The organism is Streptomyces sp. NPDC093801 (assembly GCF_040701585.1).
Taxonomy (GTDB): Bacteria; Actinomycetota; Actinomycetes; order Streptomycetales; family Streptomycetaceae; genus Streptomyces.
Window position 1 is genome coordinate 54,666 of record NZ_JBFBDP010000002.1, and the last position, 18,588, is coordinate 73,253.

Genomic DNA, 18,588 nt, shown 5'->3' on the forward strand with positions numbered 1-18,588 from the left:
GCGGCTGATCGAATTGCAAGGTATCGGTGAAAACTTTCAGTCTGGTCGCGCAATCAAGCTTGTCTGATCCATTGCATGGCCGTCATCCGGCTTGCTAGCGTGCCGCGCGCCCGCCTCGTGGCAGACGAGGATCCAGACGCCCGGGAGAAGCCGATGACGCGTTCCCGCACCGCCCTGCTCACCGCACTGGCCCTGCTCGCCCCGCTCGCCGCCCTGACCCTGGCCGGCCCCGCCGCCCCGGCGCGGGCCGCCGGGTCCCTCCCGGGGCCGGACGGCGGGAACCCCGCCCCCGCCCCGCTCGCCGTCGTCAACCCCGGCTTCGAACAGGGCGCCACCGGCTGGGAGTTCACCGCCGGGACCGGCGTGGCCACCAACTACCCGCACGGCGGGGCCCGCCTGGTCTACCTCGACGCGGGGGCCGGGAAGAAGGTCGCGCAGACCCTCACCGCCACCGGGCCCGGCGCCTACGACGTCTCCGCCTGGATCGCCACCGGCGGCGCGGGCGGCCGCTTCACCGCACGTGTCAACGGCGCCGAGCGGGCCGCGCAGGTGCTGCCCGCGGGATCTGCCTACCGGCGCCGGACCCTCAGCCGGATCGTGCTCGCCGCCGGCGACCGGCTGGAGATCGCCTTCGAGTCGGGGGAGGGCTGGGTCAACGCCGACGACCTGATGCTCTCGCCGGCCGCTCCCGCCGACCCCCGGGTCAGCTCCTCCGACCCGAAGATCGTCGAGATGTTCGACTGGGCCAAGCGCAAGGCCAACAGCTGGGTCCAGCTCCCGGGCACCGAGGGCCCGCTGAACGTGGACGAGAACAACCGCGCCGGCACCGGCACCGGCGCGTACGGGCCCTCGTACTGGGCGGGCTACGCCAACCGCAGCGGCTACTACTCCCGCGACGCGGCCCACCAGCTGGCCGGCGCCGGCGTCCTGGGCCTGTACGCCGAGAACCGGGCCGTGCTGCGCAGCTTCGCAGCCTCCGCCACCGCCGAGCAGAAGTACTACCCGGTCTGGGCCCTCAACTTCGACGGCCGCAGCCCCCTGGCGATCGACTACCGCGGCCCGTCCCTCTTCGTCCGCGAGGTCCCCGCCACCTTCGAGCTGGTGCAGAAGGCCGAGGAGGCCTACCGCTGGAGCGGGGACCGCTCCTACCTCACCGACCCCGTGCTCTGGGACTTCTACCGGCACGCCACCGGGGAGTTCGTCGACCTGCACGACGGGCTCAAGGACAACGGCCCCGTCAAGGTCGCCGAGGGCACCGGCCGGGGCATCTTCCAGGGCACCGCCAGCTACAACGAGCAGGGCGGCGAGCCGCTGGCCGAGGCGGGCGACGGCATCGCCGCCCAGTACCGCGCGTACACGGCGGTGGCCGCCCTGGCCAGGGCCAAGGGGGACCGCGCGCTCGCCGCCGCCTACGACACCCGCGCCCGCGACCTGAAGGCGTACTTCAACACGGTCTGGAGCGGTTCCGGATCGGGCGCCGACATGGTGCGCGGCTGGACGACCGACGGGCGCCCGCTGACCGGCTGGGGCAAGGAGAACAGCTGGTTCATGCCGATGAAGCAGATCATCGACCCGGGCCCGCGCAGGGAGGCCTACCTCGACTACATCGACCGGGAGGCGTCGGGCGAGGGCCGCCCCGACAACATCGAGGCCCTCACCTACCTCCCGGACACCTTCTTCGCCAACAATCGCCCGGACACCGCCTGGAAGTGGATGCAGCAGGTCTACGACCAGAAGGACCTCCAGCACGTCAACGCCGCCCAGGGCGCCAACGGCGACTACCCCGAGGTCTCCTTCACGCTCCTCGGCCAGACCGTCGAGGGCCTCCTCGGCGTCACCCCCGACGCGCCCGCCCGCCGGCTGACCACCCGGTCCGGGCTGCCCGCCGGCATGGACTGGCTGAAGGTCGACGACCTGCGGGTGGGGAGGTCCGGCTTCTCGCTGCGGCACGACGGGAACCGCGCCTCGACCCTCACCAACACCTCCGGGACGGACCGCTGGACCTGGGAGGCCCGCTTCCCGGGCACCTGGTCGTCCATACGGGTGGACGGGGTGCCGGTGCCGGTGCGGACCAAGGTGGTGGACGGGGTGACGTACACCTACGCCACCCCGTCCGTGGCCCCCGGCCGCACGGTTACGGTCCGGGTGGGCTGAGGCCCGGGGCTCCGTCCCGCCCGCCGCCGGCATCGTGCGGGCGATCGCCGTCGATTCCGCGGCGGCGGGTCCGGGCGGCCGACCCCGCCGGCCGGGCCCCGACCGGGACCGCCGGCGGGCGGCCGGTGCCCCGATCCGCAGGGGTGGCCGTCCGGGCCCGCCGGATAGGGCAAGATCGGGGGATGTCTGATCGCATCATCGCCGCCTGTGACGGGGCGGCCAAGGGAAACCCCGGCCCGGCCGGATGGGCGTGGGTCATCGCGGACGCCGGGGGCCGGCCCGAGCGCTGGGAGGCCGGCCCGCTGGGGCGCGCCACCAACAACGTCGGAGAGCTCACCGCCCTCCAGCGCCTGCTGGAGGCCGTGGAGCCGGGTACCGCGCTCCAGGTGCGGATGGACTCCCAGTACGCCATGAAGGCCGTGACCCAGTGGCTGCCGAACTGGAAGCGCAACGGCTGGAAGACCGCGGCGGGCAAGCCCGTCGCCAACCGGGAGATCGTCGAGCGGATCGACTCCCTGCTCGCCGAGCGTGACGTCGAGTTCCGCTACGTACCGGCCCACCGGGAGGACGGCGACCACCTGAACGCCATCGCCGACCAGGCCGCCAGCGACGCCGCCGTCAGCCAGGAGCCCGCCGGCACCGCCCACGGCGCCACGGCCGTCCCCGTGCCGGCCCCGTCCCGCACCGCCCCGTCCCGTACGGCCCCGTCCCGTACGGCCCCGGCGCGGGGGACCGCCTCCGGGGGCGGCGCCGCCCGCTCCGGGGTGCGCACCATCACGGCGAAGTTCCGCGGCACCTGCCCCTGCGGGCAGCCGTACGCGGCCGGCGAGAAGATCGCCAAACTGGGGGCCCGCTGGGGGCACCCGGACTGCCGCGCAGCCGCCGCTCCCGCCTGACCCGAAGGGGGGAGCGGGGCGGCCCGACACGACGCCACGGGCGCCGCGCCGCCGCGCCGGGGGCCGTGAGCGCCCGGAAGTGCTACAACTGGGGGCGTGACCCCTTCTCGCCACCCGTGCCGGGCACGTCGGTGCGGTCACCTCTAGGCAGCCGATCCCGAAGCGTCGCCAGACAGGTATTCGTCCTCCAGGTGGCGATCGTGGTGTTGCTCGCGGGCGGCGCGCTCCTGGCGCTGCTCCTCCAGTCGCACCACGACATCGACCGCGAGGCGCGCAACCGGTCCGTGGCCGTCGCACAGACGTTCGCGCACTCCGTGGGCCTCCAGCCGGCGCTGAAGTCGGCGAACCCCTCGGCGATCCTGCAACCGGTCGCCGAGCGGACCCGCAAGGACGCCGGGGTGGACTTCATCGTGGTGATGGACACCCAGGGCATCCGGTACACCCACCCCCAGCCGGCACGCATCGGCCAGCGGTTCGTGGGCACCATCGGGCCCTCCCTCGCCGGCCACACCTACACCGAGAGCGTGAACGGACCCCTCGGCAAGGAGATCCAGGCGGTGGTGCCGGTCACGGCACCCGACGGCAAGGTCGTCGGGCTGGTGTCGGCGGGGCTGACGGTGAAGAACGTGAGCGGCGTCGTCAACCGCCAGCTCCCCGTCATCCTGCTGTCCATCGCCATCGGCCTGGCCCTGGCCACCGCCGGCACGGCCCTGATCACCAGACGGCTGAACCGGCAGACCCACGGCCTGGGCCCGCTCGAGATGACCCGCATGTACGAACACCACGACGCGGTGCTCCACGCCGTCCGCGAAGGGGTGCTGATCATCGACGGGGACGGCCGGCTGCTGCTCGCCAACGACGAGGCCCGACGCCTGCTCGGGCTGCCGGAGGACACCGACGGCAGCCGCATCGGGGACGTGCCGGGCCTGGACCGCCCGATGGCCGACCTGCTGCTCTCCGGCCGGGTGGCCACCGACGAGGTGCTGGAGACCGGGGACCGGCTGCTCGTCGTCAACCAGCGGCGCACCCACCCCCAGGGCCGGGCCGACGGCGGCACGGTGGTCACCATCCGCGACTCCACCGAGATGCAGGTCCTGACCAGCCGCGCGGAGACGGCCCGCCGGCGCCTCAAGCTGCTCTACGACGCCGGCGGCGACATCGGCACCACCCTCGACGTCGTCCGCACCGCCGAGGAGCTCGCCGACGTCGCCGTCCCCCGCTTCGCCGACTACGTCACCGTCGACCTGGCCGAGGCGGTCCTCGACGGGGACGAGCCCGGACCGGGAGCGGACATGCGCCGCACCGCGGTCAGCGGCATCCGCTCCGACCACCCCCTCTACCCCCGCGGGCTGCTGATCGACTTCCTGCCGTCCACCCCCCAGGCGCGCGGATACGGCACCGGCAAGGCCGAGCTGGTGCCCGACCTGTCCGCCGAGCCGGGCTGGCTCGCCCAGGACCCCCAGCGCACCCGCGCCATCATCGAGTACGGGATCCACTCGCTGATCGCGGCCCCGCTCACCGCCCGCGGCGTGGTCCTCGGCGTGGTCAACTTCTGGCGCGCGCGCAAGCCCGAGCCCTTCGACGAGGACGACCTGTCACTGGCCGTCGAGCTGGTCGCCCGGGCCGCCGTCAGCATGGACAACGCGCGCCGCTACACCCGCGAGCACGCCCTCGCCGTGACCCTCCAGCGCAGCCTGCTGCCGCGCGCCCTGCCGGAGCAGAGCGCCGTGGACGTGGCGCACTTCTACCTGCCCGCGCAGTCCGGGGTGGGCGGGGACTGGTTCGACGTGATCCCGCTGCCCGGATGCCGGGTCGCGCTGGTCGTCGGGGACGTGGTCGGGCACGGCCTGCACGCCGCCGCGACCATGGGGCGGCTGCGGACGGCGGTGCACAACTTCTCCTCCCTCGACCTCGCCCCCGACGAGATCCTCGCCCGCCTCGACGACCTCGTCCAGCGCATCGACCACGACGACGAGGGCGGCGACACGAGCGGCTCCGTCCTCGGCGCCACCTGCCTGTACGCCGTATACGACCCGGTCTCCCGGCGCTGCACCATGGCCCGGGCCGGACACCTGCCGCCCCTGGTGGCCGCCCCCGACGGCACCACCGAGATCGTGGACCTGCCGGCCGGGCCCCCGCTGGGCCTCGGCGGGATGCCCTTCGAGACGGCCGAGCTGGACCTGGCGGAGGGCAGCCGCCTCGTCCTGTACACGGACGGGCTGATCGAGGAGCGCGGCCGGGACATCGGCGAGGGGCTGGAACTCCTGCGCACCGCGCTGAGCGGCGCCGACGGGGACCCGCGCGAGACCTGCCGGGAGGTCCTCGACCTGCTGCTGCCGACCCGCCCGGCCGACGACGTGGCCCTCCTCGTCGCCCGGACCCGCACCCTGGGCCCGGACCGGGTCGCCGAGTGGGACGTGCCGTTCGAGGCCAGTGCCGTCGGGGAGATCCGCAACGCGGCCGCCCGTACCGTCGACGGGTGGGGCCTGCCGGAGCTCGGCTTCGCCACGGAGCTGATCCTCAGCGAGCTGGTCACCAACGCCCTGCGGCACGGCAGCGCCCCGGTGCGGGTACGGCTGCTGCACGACCACGGCCTGACCTGCGAGGTCTGGGACGGCAGCAGTACTGCTCCGCACCTGCGGTACGCCGCCACCACGGACGAGGGCGGCCGCGGCCTGTTCCTGGTGGCGCAGCTCAGCGAGCACTGGGGCACCCGCTACACCCCCGGGGGCAAGGTCATCTGGGCGGAGCTGGGGCCACCGGGCGCCGCCGAAGCGGAACCGGACCCCACGGCCTTCCTCCTGGACGCGGACCCCCTCTGAGACGGCACCGGGAAGGCCCGGGGAAGGCCCGGGGACGGCCCGGAGCGGGCCCGCGGGACCGCCCCGGGCCGCTCCGGCGGGCGCGGCCCGGACCGCCGCCCACCCGCTCCGCGAGGTCGGCCCGGACCGCCTCCGGGCGCGCTCCCGGACGCCCCGGCGGGCCTTACCGCCGGTACCCCTTCCGGGTATCCCTCCCGGACACCCCCCGATGATCATCCGCGGCGGCCCATGGGGCAGAATCCGGAACGCCGGACACGACCCATTCCGGCGGCACAGCACCGGTTACCCCCGGCCCTACGCACGACAGGAGCACGTCCCTTGACCGAGGACAGGCGCGAACAGGTCCGACCCTTCCTGCGTGCGGGGGAGCACCTCGTCGCCGTGTGCGCGTACGAGCTCGGTCCGGGCGTACCCACCCCGCCGGAGGAGCTCCTCCCCCCGGCCGACCCCTCCGCGCTCCACCGCCGGATCGAGGCCAAGCTGCCGCGGCCGCTGGCCCAGCTGGTCCGGAGCCGCGTCATCGACCCCCGGCGCTCGCGGCCCGCCGCCGCGGCGGCCGCGGTGGACCGGCTGCCGGACGCCGTGGACCAGCTCGGCACCCGGCTGATGCACGGCAAGAGCATGGAGGGCGGCTGGCAGAGCGCGGCCGGGCACTTCCTCATCAGCCGCGCCGGAGCGCGCGGGTCGGTCACCGGCGTCCTCGCCGTCACCGACCGGCGCTGGTTCGGCCTCAGCGACGTCTCGCACCTGTGGCAGTCGACGCCCGTGATGAAGGAGTACTGGGAAGTACCCCGTCCGGCCGTCGCCGCCGTCCGCGCCAAGCCCACGGGCGTGCTCCAGCGGGGGCGCATGGACCTGGAGTTCACGGACGGCTCCTGGGTCGCCCTGCTGGCCTCGGTGCCCGCGCAGGCCGTGTCCTTCGCGGAGGCCGCCGCCCACTACCGCTGAGCCCCCGGGCGCGGGCCCGCCCTGCCCGAACCCGCCGGCGGTGGGACGATCGTGTCGGGGCAGGTGTGACACACCCGCGGGGCTCGGGCCACTCGAAGGAGGAGGCGTGGGCGTGGTGGGCCCCCGGTCGCCCGCATCGCCGACGGACCCGGAGCGCGGCGGGCGCCCCGGCATGCCGGCCGGCACGGTCTGCGCCCCGACCGCCGTCGTCCTCGCGCTGCTGCCCCTGCGGTCGCCCCCTCCGACCCCGCCCTCATCGCCGCCTTCGCCCTCGCGTACGCGGCCACCCCGGCCGGACCGTTCCTCCCGGCGCGGCGCCGGTGCCGGGGCGGCGGCCGGGCGGGGCCGGCCCGATTGCCGGGGCCGCGCGTGGGCAGGCGCCGGGCATGACCTTCGAGCACCCCGCGAAGAAGACCCGCGAGGGGCGGCGCGGCCGCTTCGAGACCCTCGCCGAGCTGGCCTCGAACTTCACGAGCTCCGCGGCCTTCCTGCTCCTGTGCCTCACCCTGGTGGCCGCGTTCGCCGCCGTCCACCTGGCCCGGCTGCCCATGGAGTGGCAGCACCTCGCGGGCGACGCCATGGGCGCCCTGTCCCTCCTGCTGCTGGCCCTGCTGAAGAACTCCGAGCGGCGCGCCGAACACGCCATCCAGCGCAAGCTGGACGCCATCGCCGGCGCCCTCCTGGAACAGCAGGCGGGCGACGGGACCCGGGCGCGCCGGGACCTGGAGGACGCCATCGGCATGGAGGACCGCCTCTAGACGAGTCGTTCCGAAGTGATCGTGATCAGCTTGTCGATGGGCCAAGGGGCCATTCGACGGCCTGCTGCCGGCCCGCGGACGTGCACGGCAGCTGCAGAATCCCTCCCCGGGGTTTCAACTCAGCTGGTCGCGCACGAGATCAAGGAATGCCTGTCGGCTCGGACGGATGTGCGCCCAGACTTTCTCGTCCTGCGGCTCTCCCCGGTCTTCGGGACCCTTCCTGATCACCTCCTGTACGGCCCACGCGAGGCTGCGTGCCGCTTCGCTGACCTCGGAGGTGCACAGCACGTGGATCGTCTTCTGCGTCACCCACACCCTGTCAAGGACCTGCCTTGCCCGGGCCTGCCACTGCTCGTCGGCCAGGTTGTGGTGATGCCGATCCACCGCGACCCGTTCGGCTTCCTGCACCGCAGACAGAAATTCGATGAGGTGAGTGAGACGTTCGTTGCGGCGCGCCTCGGCAAGTTCACGAACACTGCGGCGCTCCTCGCCGCGTTCCATGGCGCGTCCTGCCGAGCGCTGGGCCAGCATCGACATGAAGCCGCCGAGCAGGACGCCGATGAGCGGCGCAAGCGTTGTCCACATAGTGTCCGACTATGACATGGATGGCATGAGCATGGCGCGGGCTCGGCGATCTCGGGCCGGACCGGGACACGCAGGCGGCCGGGTCGGCGCAGCCTTCGACGACCGCTTCCGGATCAGGCCGGTCCCGGGGCCGACTGGCCCCCCGGCCGGGCCGCTTTCGGGTGACACCGCCGCCCGCCTGCGCCCCCGCCCCCGGCTCCCCGCGCCACGATCTCAGGCGGCCGGTCATGACCCGGTCACGACCTGCCGATCGGGCCGGGCGCCACCGCGCCCCGGCCCCGGAGCGCCGCGGGAGACCCCACGTGCACGTCCTGCTCCTCGCGAGCGCGTTCAACAGCCTCACCCAGCGGGTCCACGCCGAGCTCCGCGACCACGGCCACAGCGTGGTCGTCGAACTCGCCCTCCCGCACCTCCCCCTCGCCGAGACCGTCCGCCGCCACGCGCCCGACCTCGTCCTCGCCCCGATGCTGCGCACCGCGGTCCCCGAAGAGGTCTGGTCCGCCCACCCCTGTCTGATCGTGCATCCGGGCCCGGTCGGCGACCGCGGCCCCTCCTCCCTCGACCGGGCCGTCCAGGAGCGGTGCCCCCGCTGGGGGGTGACCGTCCTCCAGGCCGAGGCCGAGATGGACGCCGGCCCCGTCTGGGCCACCGCCGGCTGCACCGTCCCGGCGGTGGGCAAGAGCGACCTCTACCGCGGGGAGATCGCCGACGCGGCCCTGGAGGCCGTCCTGCTGGCCGTGGAGCGCTTCGCCTCCGGGACGTACGTCCCACAGCCCCAGAGCGGCGGCCTCGCCCGCCCCGCCCTGCGCCAGGACGGCCGCCGCATCGACTGGGAGACGGACACCACCGAGCGGGTCCTGCGGGTGCTGCGCGCCGCCGACTCCCGGCCCGGCGTACGCGACGACCTGCTCGGCGGGGACTGGTACCTGCACGGCGGCCACCCCGAGGACCGGCTGCGCGGCCGTCCCGGCGAGCTCCTGGCCACCCGGGCCGGCGCGGTCTGCCGCGCCACGGCCGACGGCGCCGTCTGGATCCCCGAACTGCGGGCCCGCCACGACCCCGGGCAGCCGCAGGCCCCCCGGCTCCCGGCCGTCCTCGCCCTCGGCGACCGGCTGCCCCCGCTGCGCGAACACCCCGCGCCCCTGCACACCGACCCCCGCCGCCGCACCTGGTCCGACATCGGCTACCGGGAGGAGGGGCCGGTGGGCTTCCTCTCGTTCTCCTTCCCGTCCGGGGCGATGAGCACCGACCGCTGCCGCCGGCTGCTGGCGGCCTACCGGACCGCCCTGTCCCGCCCGACGTCGGTCCTCGTCCTCGGCGGCGGCCGCGACTTCTTCTCCAACGGCATCCACCTGGGCGTGATCGAGGCGGCGGCCGACCCGGCCGCCGAGTCCTGGGCCAACATCAACGCCATGGACGACCTGGTCGAGGCCGTCCTGACCACCACCGACCGGCTCGTGGTCGCCGCCCTCGGCGGGAACGCCGCCGCCGGCGGGGCCATGCTGGCCCTCGCCGCCGACGAGGTCTGGTGCCGCTCCGGCACGGTCCTCAACCCCCACTACCGGCTGATGGGCCTGTACGGCTCCGAGTACTGGACGTACACCCTGGCGGCCCGTGTCGGCGAGGCCGCGGCCGCCCGGATCACCGGGGACGCCCTGCCGCTGAGCGCCGCCGCAGCCCTCGGCCTGGGCCTGTCCGACCGTACGATCGCCTGCCCGCCGGAGGCCTTCGCCGGCGAGACGGCGCGGCTCGCGGCCCGGCTGGCGGCCCTGCCCGCCACCTCCTCGCGCATCGCCGCCAAGAAGGCCCGCCGGGAGCAGGACGAGGCCCGGCGCCCGCTGGCCGCCTACCGGGAGGCCGAGCTGGCCCGGATGAAGCGGACCTTCGACGACCCGCAGGCCCCCTACCACGCCCTGCGCCGGGCCTTCGTGCGCAAGGAGCCCCCGCGGGAGACCCCGCCCCACCTCACGCGCCGCACCGCCCCCGCACCCGGCGGCGGACGCCCGGCCGGCCCCGGCGTCACTGGACCGGCCGTACAGGACAGCGCGTCCCCCACGGGGCCCTGCTAGCAAGGAAGAGGCGCGGGCCCCCGTCCGCCCCCTCACCGCCCCCTCCGCATCCCCTCCAAGGAGGCCCCGCATGGATGCAGCAACGTCGGACCCGGCCGAGGACCCGACGATCCACATCCTCTGGATCAACGCCGGACTGAGCTGTGACGGCGACTCGGTCTCCCTCACGGCGGCCATGCAGCCGAGCATCGAGGAGATCGTCACGGGCACCCTCCCGGGCCTGCCCAAGATCGCCGTGCACTGGCCCCTGATCGACTTCGAGTGCGGCCCCGTCGGCGGCGCCGACACCTTCATCGAATGGTTCTTCAAGGGGGAGCGGGGCGAGATCGACCCGTTCGTGCTCGTCGTCGAGGGATCGATCCCCAACGAGTCCGTCAAACCCGAGGGCTACTGGTGCGGCTTCGGCGACGACCCCCGCACCGGGCAGCCGATCACCACCAGCGAGTGGATCGACCGGCTCGCCCCCAAGGCGCTCGCGGTCGTGGCCATCGGCACCTGCGCCACGTACGGCGGCATCCACGCCATGGAGGGCAACCCGACCGGCGCCATGGGCGTGCCCGACTACCTCGGCTGGGACTGGACCTCCAAGGCGGGCATCCCGATCGTCTGCGTGCCCGGCTGCCCCATCCAGCCCGACAACTTCTCCGAGACCCTGACCTACCTGCTGTACCAGGCGGCGGGCTCGGCCCCGATGATCCCCCTGGACGACAAGCTGCGCCCGACCTGGCTGTTCGGGCAGACCGTCCACGAGGGCTGCGACCGCGCCGGGTACTACGAGCAGGGCCAGTTCGCCGAGGCCTACGACTCCCCGCAGTGCCTGGTCCGGCTCGGCTGCTGGGGCCCGGTCGTCAAGTGCAACGTCCCCAAGCGCGGCTGGATGAACGGCATCGGGGGCTGCCCCAACGTCGGCGGCATCTGCATCGCCTGCACCATGCCCGGCTTCCCCGACAAGTTCATGCCCTTCATGGACGCGCCCCCCGGATCCGCCGTGTCCGCGAAGGCCAGCGGAGCGTACGGGGCCGTGGTCCGAAGGCTCCGCGCGGTCACCCTGCACACCGTCGACCGCGAACCGAAGTGGCGCAACGCCGGCCGCACGCTCACCACCGGCTACCGCCCGCCCTGGTGACGGGCCGCCCTCCCACCGATCCCACCCACCCCGTACGAACGAAGGGTCACGGCACAGACGATGGCAGCGAAGACGAACGCGGCCGGTGACGGCAGCGGCCTGGTCGAGATGGCCTGGGATCCGATCACCCGGATCGTGGGCAGCCTCGGCATCCACACGAAGATCGACTTCAAGCAGAAGCGCGTCGCCGAGTGCTACAGCACCTCATCGGTCTTCCGCGGCTACAGCGTCTTCATGCGAGGCAAGGACCCCCGCGACGCGCACTTCATCACCAGCCGCATCTGCGGCATCTGCGGGGACAACCACGCCACCTGCTCCGTCTACGCCCAGAACATGGCCTACGGGGTGAAGCCGCCCCACCTCGCCGAGTGGATCATCAACCTCGGCGAGTCGGCGGAGTACATGTTCGACCACAACATCTTCCAGGAGAACCTGGTCGGGGTCGACTACTGCGAGAAGATGGTCCGCGAGACCAACCCCGGCGTCCTCGAACTCGCCGAGCGCACCGAGGCCCCGCACGCCGCCGACCACGGCTACCGCACCATCGCCGACATCATGCGCTCCCTCAACCCCATCGAGGGCGAGTTCTACCGCGAGGCCCTCCAGGTCAGCCGGTACACGCGCGAGATGTTCTGCCTGATGGAGGGGCGCCACGTGCACCCCTCCACCCTCTACCCGGGCGGCGTCGGCACCATCGCGTCCGTGCAGCTGTTCACCGACTACATGAGCCGCCTCATGCGGTACTGCGAGTTCATGAAGCGGGTCGTCCCGCTCCACGACGACCTGTTCGACTTCTTCTACGAGGCCCTCCCCGGCTACGAGGAGGTCGGCCGCCGGCGCGTGCTGCTGGGCTGCTGGGGCGCCCTCAACGACCCCGAGCACTGCGACTTCACGTACGCCAACATGACCGACTGGGGACGGAAGATGTTCGTCACCCCGGGCGTCGTCGTCGACGGCAAGCTGGTCACCAACGACCTCACCCGGATCAACCTCGGCATCCGCATCCTGCTCGGCAGCTCCTACTACGACGACTGGGAGGGCCACGAGCAGTTCGTCACCCACGACCCGCTCGGCAACCCCGTCGACCCCCGCCACCCCTGGAACCAGCACACCATCCCCGCCCCGCAGAAGCGGAACTTCGACGACAAGTACAGCTGGGTGATGTCCCCCCGCTGGTTCGACGGCAAGGACCACCTGGCGCTCGACACCGGCGGCGGCCCCATCGCCCGCCTGTGGTCCACGGCCCTGTCCGGGCTCGTCGACGTCGGCTACGTCAAGGCCACCGGCCACAGCGTGGTCATCACCCTGCCGCGCACCATGACCAAGCCCGAGACCACCTTCGAGTGGAAGATCCCGAAGTGGTCCAACGCGCTGGAGCGCAACCGCGCCCGCACCTACTTCCAGGCGTACGCGGCGGGCATCGCCCTGCACTGCGCCGAGCAGGGCCTGGCCGAGGTCCGCGCCGGACGCACGCAGACCTGGGAGAAGTTCGAGGTCCCCGACCAGTCCATCGGCTGCGGCTTCACCGAGGCCGTCCGCGGCGTCCTCTCCCACCACATGGTGATCCGCGACGGGAAGATCGCCAACTACCACCCCTACCCGCCGACCCCGTGGAACGCGAGCACCCGCGACACCTTCGGCACACCGGGACCGTACGAGGACGCCGTGCAGAACACCCCGATCTTCGAGGAGAACACCCCGGAGAACTTCAAGGGCATCGACATCATGCGCGCCGTGCGCAGCTTCGACCCCTGTCTGCCGTGCGGGGTCCACATGTACGTGGGCGGCGGCAAGACCGTGAAGTCCCTGCACGTGCCCACCGGCCTGAGCGGACTGGGCGGATGAGCGCCGCCGCCGCCGACGCCCGGCGGGCGGGGGAGCGGGTCGAGGAGGTCCTCGACGGGCTGGCCGCGTCCGGGGACCGCGCCGCCTGCGAGGCAGCCGAGGAACTCGTCCGCGTCCTCATGGAGTTCTACGGGGCCGGCCTCGCCCGGATCACCGAGCGGCTCGGCACCCGGGCGCTCGCCCCGCTGCTGGACGACGACCTCGTGGCGAGCCTGCTCACCCTGCACGGCCTGCACCCCGAGGACGTCGACACCCGCATCGGACGGGCCCTGCGCGCCGCCGGCGCCCCCGTCGAGCGCCTCGGATTCGACGCGGCCACCGGAGTCCTGCGGCTGCGCACCACCCCCGCCGCGGCCGCCGGCTGCGGCTGCGGCTCCGGCGCCACGGACGCCACCCGCACCGCCCTGGAGGACGCCCTGGCCTGCTTCGCCCCCGAGGTCACCGGCGTCGACCTCGAAACGGCCGCGCCCCCGGCCCCCCTGCTCCAGATCGGCACCCGCCCGCACACCCCGGCCCGGGTGCCGTGACGGGCCCCCGCCCCCGGGGGCTGCGCCGGTTCACCGGCCCCCGCCCGCCCCGGCCCGAGAGCTGCGGACTGTGCGCGGCACCCGTGCCCCCGGACGGCCACCGCCACCTGGTGGAGACCGAGCAGCGGGCCCTGGTCTGCGCCTGCACCGCCTGCGCCCTGCTCTTCGACCGGCCGGGGGCGGCCACCGGCCGCTACCGCGCCGTCCCGGACCGCTATCTCAGCGACCCCTCCCACCCGCTGGACGACGCGGCCTGGGAACGGCTGCGGATCCCCGTCGGCGTGGCCTTCCTCTTCCGCAACGCCGCCCTCGGCCGGCTGGTCGCGCTCTACCCGAGCCCCGCCGGGGCCACCGAGAGCGAACTCGACCCGGACACCTGGCAGTCCGTGCTCGGCGGCGGCCGGCTCGCCGCGCTCCTCGAACCCGACGTGGAGGCACTCCTGCTGCACCACACGCCCGGCCGCACCACCTGCCACCTCGTGCCCATCGACGTCTGCTACGCACTCGTCGGGCGGATGCGGCTGCACTGGCGCGGCTTCGACGGCGGGGCCGAGGCCCGGGCCGCCCTCGACACCCTGTTCGCGCAGGTCGAGGCCCGCGCCAAGGTGCTCGCGGAGGCCGGCCCCACATGACCGCCCTCACCTTCACCTGCACCGGGGTCCGCGCCGACCCGTACGCCGCCGGCCCCACCCTCGTCCTGCGGCTGCGCATCACCGCGGACCCCGGCACGCCGGTCCACGCCCTCGCCCTGCGCTGCCAGATCCGCATCGAACCGGCCCGGCGCGGCTACGGCCCCGAGGAGGCCGAGGGCCTCGCCGACCTGTTCGGCGACCGCTCCCGCTGGGGGACCACACTGCGGCCCGTGCAGTTCGCCCAGGTCGGCCTGATGGTGCCCGGCTTCACCGGGGAGACCGAGACCGACCTCGTCGTCCCCTGCACCTACGACATGGACATCGCCTCCACCCGGTACTTCAACGCCCTCCGGGACGGCGAGGTCCCGCTCCTGCTGCTCTTCTCCGGCACCGCCTTCACCGGGGCCGGCGGATTCCGCGTCGAACCCGTGCCCTGGGACCGCGAGGCCGCGTTCCGGATGCCGGTCGCCGTCTGGCAGGAGATGGTCGAACAGCACTTCCCCGGCTGCGGATGGCTGCGGCTGCCCCGGGACACCATGGCCGCACTGCTCGCCTTCCGCTCCCGCCACTCCCTCGCCTCCTGGGAGAGCACCCTGCGCGCCCTGCTGGACGCAGCCGAACCCCCCGTGCCGCCGCCGCTCCCGCTGCCCGGGGCGCCGGCGCCCCGCGTCACCGAGAGGGCGGTGCCATGACCACCACGGCATCCACGACCACCGCCTCCCGCCCGGGCCGGCGCTTCGACACGGCCCGCCAGGTGGCGGACGCCGTCCTCTTCGAGGGCTACGTCCTCTACCCGTACCGGGCCTCCGCCGCCAAGAACCGGATGCGCTGGCAGTTCGGCGTCCTCGTCCCGCCCGCCTGGGCCCCCGAGCAGGGCGAGCACAGCCTCCAGCGGACCGAGGTCCTCATGGAGCCGCGCGGCGCCGCGACCCTCTCCCTCGAACTGCGCTTCCTGCACGCCCAGCGCCGCACCGTCCAACGGGTCCGCGCCGACGGCACGTTCGAGGACACGGCCGGACTCCACCTGCCCGACCGGGTCCTCGTCCCCTGGGACGAGGGCACCGAGGAGCGGGTCGAACTGCGCGTCGCCGTACCCGAGCTGACGGAGAAGGAGATCGTCCTCCCCTTCGCCCGCCCCGCCCGCGAGGACACCGAACCGGTGCTCGACGAGCACGGCCGGACCGTCGGCCGCCTGGTACGGCGCACCCGGGAGGTCGAGGGCGTCGTCCGCCTCCACGCCGAGGAACTCGACTGCCCCTACCGGGTCCTCAGGCTCACGGCCGTGGTCGAGAACACCAGCGCCTGGACCCCGGACGCCCCGGGCACCGCCCGCGAGGAGGCCCTGCCCCGCTCCCTCGTCGCCGCCCACCTGATGCTGGGCCTGACCCCGGGCTCCTTCCTGTCCATGACCGACCCGCCCGAATGGGCCCGGCCCGCCGTCGCCGCCTGCGCCAACCTGCACACCTGGCCCGTCCTGGCCGGCGAGGACGGCCGCGCCGACGTGGTCCTCTCCTCCCCGATCATCCTGGAGGACCACCCCGCCATCGCCCCCGAGAGCGCCGGCGCGATGTACGACGCCACCGAGATCGACGAGATCCTCGCCCTGCGCACCGCCGCCCTCACCGACCAGGAGAAGCGCGAGGCGCGCGGTACCGACCCGCGCGCCGCGGCCGTCGTCGACCTGGCCGACTCCCTGCCGCCCGAGGTGCTGGAGCGGCTGCACGGAGCGATCCGCTCCCTGCGCGGCCCCACCGGCGCGGCGGAGCCCGAGGAGCCCGCGCCCGACACGCTGTTCACCCCGCAGACCCCCTGGTGGGATCCGGCCGGCGCGGACGCGGCGGGACCCGGCCGGGCACTGGTCGACGGCACGCCCGTCGGCCCCGGAAGCCGCGTGCTGCTCCGCCCGGGGCTGCGGCGCACCGACGCCCAGGACCTCTTCCTCCAGGGCCGCGCCGCGCGCGTCGAGGCGGTCCTGCACGACGTCGACGGGGGAGTGCACCTCGCCGTCACCGTGGAGGGCGATCCGGGCGCCGACATCCGCCGCGAGCAGGGCCGGTTCCTGTACTTCCAGCCCGACGAGGTCACCGTGGGGGAGGAGCCGTGAGCGGCCGGGTCCTGGTCGCCGGCATCGGCAACGTCTTCCTCGGCGACGACGGCTTCGGCGTCGAGACGGTGCGGGCCCTGTCCGCGCACGCCCTGCCCGACCACGTGGAGGTGGTCGACTTCGGCGTGCGCGGGGTGCACCTGGCCTACCAGCTCCTGGACGGCTACGACACCCTCGTCCTGGTCGACGCCACCGAGCGGGGCGGCGCACCGGGCACCCTGTACCTGATCGAGGCGCCCGGCTCCGCCCCGCAGGGCCGCGGCCGGCCCGTCCTGGACGGCCACCACATGTCCCCGGACGCGGTCCTCGGCCTGCTGGGCACCCTCTGCGCCGGAACGGGTTCCAAACCGCCCCGGCGCACCTACGTCGTCGGCTGCGAACCCGCCTGCGTGGACGAGGGCATCGGCCTGAGCGCCCCCGTGGCCGCCGCGGTGCCGGACGCCGTACGGATGCTCCTGGACCTCCTGCCGGCCGGGGAAGCGGAGCCCGAGCCGGACGAAAGCAACCGGTGCGAACTGAGGAGAACCCCATGAAGAAGGCCGTCCTGTGCGGAGCCGCGGCCCTGGCCCTGACCGTCGTCCTGGCACAGACGCTCCCCGACATCAAGCGCTACCTGCGGATCCGCCGCATGTGAGGCACCGCGGGTCCGCACCCCGGACCCGCCGCTGCGGAGGGAACGGCCCGGAACAGCATGTTCCGGGCCGTTCCCCACGTCAGAGGCGCGTCACCGTCACCTGGACGGTGTCCTGCCCGGGAACGGCGGTGAGCTGGAGCACCCGGGCACCGGGCGCGGACACGACCTCGGCGCCCTGGGCCCGGACCCGGTAGCCGCCCGGGTAGCCGCTCTGCGGCAGGTACACCTCGGTCAGGGCTCCGGGGGCGAACGGCGCACCGGAACCGGCCCGGGCGGTGCTGTAGCGGAGGGTGAACGTCCCCGCCGTGGTGTCGTAGCCCCACTGCTGCGGGGTCCCCGCGACGGCACGGGGATACGGGCGGACGACCGCCGGGTCCATCAGGTTGGGGCCGGTCGGCGGTTCCTGGGGGTGACCGGGCGTCTGGTTCTGCGGCTCGGACCAGAACATCCAGGACGCCAGGTTCTCGTCGAACCGGTCGGTGAGGCGGGTCAGCCTCGCCGCGTCCTTGGTCGCGCCGAACTCGGTCACCACCGCGGCGACCCCGTCCTCGACGGAGCGGTCCAGGCCGTTGGTCACACAGGTGTCGACCCCGACGCAGTAGTCGTGGAAGCTCATGCCCGCGTTCGGATCACCGGTCGGATTGGGCATCCAGTCCGGCGTACCGAAGTCGTTGGTCAGGGAGGGCTCGAAGAACAGCAGGTGCTTCTGGTCGACCCGGCGGATGGCCTTCATGGCCTTCGCCTCGAACGGCGCGAGCACATCGCCCTCGAACCGGGGACAGCCGTTCGGGAAGCACGTCGGGTAGTCCCAGCCCGGCCACGGCTCGTTGATCAGGTCGTAGCCGAGGACGTACGGCTGGTCCGCGAAGCGCTGCGCGACGTGCTCCCACATGGCCGCGTAGTGCTCCTGGAGCCCGACGCCGTCGGGCGCGGTGCGGTCGCGCCAGAAGTTCGCCCACGTCTGGTTCTGCGCGGGGCTCGTGAAGTAGACCAGCGGAAAGCCCGGGTTCGGCTTGACCGGGAATCCGTCGCTGATGGTCGCCCAGTCGGGGAACCCGCTCCAGCTCGCGCCCACCTTCTCGTTGAACGCGTCCTGGTGGGAATCGACGAGACTGAGGATGCCGTGGCGGGCCAGCACCTGCTGGGTCTGCCTGATCTGCTCGATGTAGGCGTCGTCGTAGACGCCGGGCCGCGGTTCGACCGCGTTCCACGCGAAACCCAGCCGCACCGCGTTGAAACCGTTCTCCGCCAGGAACCGGGCGTCCTTCTCGCCGAACCCTCCCGCTGCCGGGAAGTACGGCGGTTTCTTGTAGACCATGTTCACCCCGTGCAGGGTGATCACACGGCCCTGGTCGTCGGTCAGCCAGCGGCCCGCGTGTCCCAGCGGGGAATCCGCCGGCGCCGCCGCGGCCGGTGTGCCCAGTCCGAGGAGCAGCAGGACCGACCCGAGACACCGGACCGTCGAGGAGAGGAGGGGCATCGCGCAAT

15 protein-coding genes are annotated in these 18,588 nt (G+C 73.8%); 13 read left to right on the forward strand and 2 right to left on the reverse strand.

Features of this window, described 5'->3' with window-relative positions; all coding sequences use genetic code 11:
• Positions 1 to 153: 153 nt before the first annotated feature.
• The 5 genes from AB0469_RS02010 to AB0469_RS02030 all read left to right on the forward strand — a co-directional run bounded on the left by AB0469_RS02010 (position 154) and on the right by AB0469_RS02030 (position 7,578).
• Complete coding sequence (locus tag AB0469_RS02010) at positions 154 to 2,154, forward strand: hypothetical protein (RefSeq protein WP_366449348.1); 2,001 nt, start codon at positions 154 to 156, stop codon at positions 2,152 to 2,154.
• A gap of 182 nt (positions 2,155 to 2,336) precedes the next feature.
• Positions 2,337 to 3,050 carry a ribonuclease H gene (locus tag AB0469_RS02015; RefSeq protein WP_366449349.1) on the forward strand — a complete coding sequence of 238 codons (714 nt, stop codon included), beginning with the start codon at positions 2,337 to 2,339 and terminating at the stop codon, positions 3,048 to 3,050.
• Between the two features lie 191 nt (positions 3,051 to 3,241).
• The gene (locus tag AB0469_RS02020; protein WP_366449350.1) at positions 3,242 to 5,872 is read left to right on the forward strand and encodes a SpoIIE family protein phosphatase; all 2,631 of its coding nucleotides are present in this window, start codon (positions 3,242 to 3,244) and stop codon (positions 5,870 to 5,872) included.
• A gap of 318 nt (positions 5,873 to 6,190) precedes the next feature.
• Positions 6,191 to 6,820, forward strand: a complete 630-nt coding sequence (locus AB0469_RS02025; protein WP_366449351.1) for a hypothetical protein — start codon at positions 6,191 to 6,193, stop codon at positions 6,818 to 6,820.
• Positions 6,821 to 7,206: 386 nt separating this feature from the next.
• A complete protein-coding gene (locus AB0469_RS02030; protein ID WP_366449352.1) occupies positions 7,207 to 7,578 on the forward strand; it encodes a hypothetical protein in 372 nt (123 codons plus the stop codon).
• A gap of 114 nt (positions 7,579 to 7,692) precedes the next feature.
• Here AB0469_RS02030 and AB0469_RS02035 read toward each other — a convergent pair whose 3' ends face one another.
• Positions 7,693 to 8,163, reverse strand: coding sequence for a hypothetical protein (locus AB0469_RS02035; protein ID WP_366449353.1), 471 nt, complete (start codon positions 8,161 to 8,163; stop codon positions 7,693 to 7,695).
• Between the two features lie 302 nt (positions 8,164 to 8,465).
• Here AB0469_RS02035 and AB0469_RS02040 point away from each other — a divergent pair, with 302 nt between their 5' ends.
• The 8 genes from AB0469_RS02040 to AB0469_RS02075 all read left to right on the forward strand — a co-directional run bounded on the left by AB0469_RS02040 (position 8,466) and on the right by AB0469_RS02075 (position 16,999).
• The gene (locus AB0469_RS02040) at positions 8,466 to 10,232 is read left to right on the forward strand and encodes an enoyl-CoA hydratase-related protein (RefSeq protein ID WP_366449354.1); all 1,767 of its coding nucleotides are present in this window, start codon (positions 8,466 to 8,468) and stop codon (positions 10,230 to 10,232) included.
• A gap of 70 nt (positions 10,233 to 10,302) precedes the next feature.
• Positions 10,303 to 11,358: a hydrogenase expression protein HypE gene (locus AB0469_RS02045; RefSeq protein WP_366449355.1), complete on the forward strand. Its 1,056-nt coding sequence runs from the start codon at positions 10,303 to 10,305 to the stop codon at positions 11,356 to 11,358.
• A gap of 60 nt (positions 11,359 to 11,418) precedes the next feature.
• On the forward strand, positions 11,419 to 13,203 hold the full coding sequence (locus AB0469_RS02050) for a nickel-dependent hydrogenase large subunit (protein ID WP_366449356.1): 1,785 nt from the start codon (positions 11,419 to 11,421) through the stop codon (positions 13,201 to 13,203).
• Entirely contained in the window at positions 13,200 to 13,730 is a 531-nt protein-coding gene (locus AB0469_RS02055) for a hypothetical protein (protein ID WP_366449357.1), read from the forward strand. Before AB0469_RS02050 ends, AB0469_RS02055 begins: the two co-directional genes overlap by 4 nt.
• Positions 13,727 to 14,362 carry a DUF5947 family protein gene (locus AB0469_RS02060; protein WP_366449358.1) on the forward strand — a complete coding sequence of 212 codons (636 nt, stop codon included), beginning with the start codon at positions 13,727 to 13,729 and terminating at the stop codon, positions 14,360 to 14,362. The genes AB0469_RS02055 and AB0469_RS02060 overlap by 4 nt, the downstream gene beginning before the upstream one ends.
• Positions 14,359 to 15,054, forward strand: a complete 696-nt coding sequence (locus AB0469_RS02065; RefSeq protein ID WP_366449359.1) for a DUF6084 family protein — start codon at positions 14,359 to 14,361, stop codon at positions 15,052 to 15,054. Before AB0469_RS02060 ends, AB0469_RS02065 begins: the two co-directional genes overlap by 4 nt.
• A complete protein-coding gene (locus AB0469_RS02070) occupies positions 15,051 to 16,466 on the forward strand; it encodes a hypothetical protein (protein WP_366449360.1) in 1,416 nt (471 codons plus the stop codon). Before AB0469_RS02065 ends, AB0469_RS02070 begins: the two co-directional genes overlap by 4 nt.
• On the forward strand, positions 16,463 to 16,999 hold the full coding sequence (locus AB0469_RS02075) for a hydrogenase maturation protease (RefSeq protein ID WP_042811358.1): 537 nt from the start codon (positions 16,463 to 16,465) through the stop codon (positions 16,997 to 16,999). The genes AB0469_RS02070 and AB0469_RS02075 overlap by 4 nt, the downstream gene beginning before the upstream one ends.
• A 180-nt stretch (positions 17,000 to 17,179) precedes the next feature.
• Here the strand turns inward: AB0469_RS02075 and AB0469_RS02080 are convergent, their stop codons facing one another.
• Positions 17,180 to 18,580 (reverse strand): cellulase family glycosylhydrolase, encoded by a 1,401-nt coding sequence (locus AB0469_RS02080; protein WP_366449361.1) that lies wholly within the window; start codon positions 18,578 to 18,580, stop codon positions 17,180 to 17,182.
• Positions 18,581 to 18,588 lie beyond the last annotated feature (8 nt).

Bases quoted from the DNA above. Each gene is read 5' to 3' on its own strand.
- AB0469_RS02080 (WP_366449361.1), bottom strand. From the start codon at position 18,580: ATGCCCCTCCTCTCCTCGACGGTCCGGTGTCTCGGGTCGGTCCTGCTG.
- AB0469_RS02055 (WP_366449357.1), top strand. From the start codon at position 13,200: ATGAGCGCCGCCGCCGCCGACGCCCGGCGGGCGGGGGAGCGGGTCGAG.
- AB0469_RS02010 (WP_366449348.1), top strand. From the start codon at position 154: ATGACGCGTTCCCGCACCGCCCTGCTCACCGCACTGGCCCTGCTCGCC.
- AB0469_RS02070 (WP_366449360.1), top strand. From the start codon at position 15,051: ATGACCACCACGGCATCCACGACCACCGCCTCCCGCCCGGGCCGGCGC.
- AB0469_RS02045 (WP_366449355.1), top strand. From the start codon at position 10,303: ATGGATGCAGCAACGTCGGACCCGGCCGAGGACCCGACGATCCACATC.
- AB0469_RS02015 (WP_366449349.1), top strand. From the start codon at position 2,337: ATGTCTGATCGCATCATCGCCGCCTGTGACGGGGCGGCCAAGGGAAAC.
- AB0469_RS02065 (WP_366449359.1), top strand. From the start codon at position 14,359: ATGACCGCCCTCACCTTCACCTGCACCGGGGTCCGCGCCGACCCGTAC.
- AB0469_RS02030 (WP_366449352.1), top strand. From the start codon at position 7,207: ATGACCTTCGAGCACCCCGCGAAGAAGACCCGCGAGGGGCGGCGCGGC.
- AB0469_RS02035 (WP_366449353.1), bottom strand. From the start codon at position 8,163: ATGTGGACAACGCTTGCGCCGCTCATCGGCGTCCTGCTCGGCGGCTTC.
- AB0469_RS02050 (WP_366449356.1), top strand. From the start codon at position 11,419: ATGGCAGCGAAGACGAACGCGGCCGGTGACGGCAGCGGCCTGGTCGAG.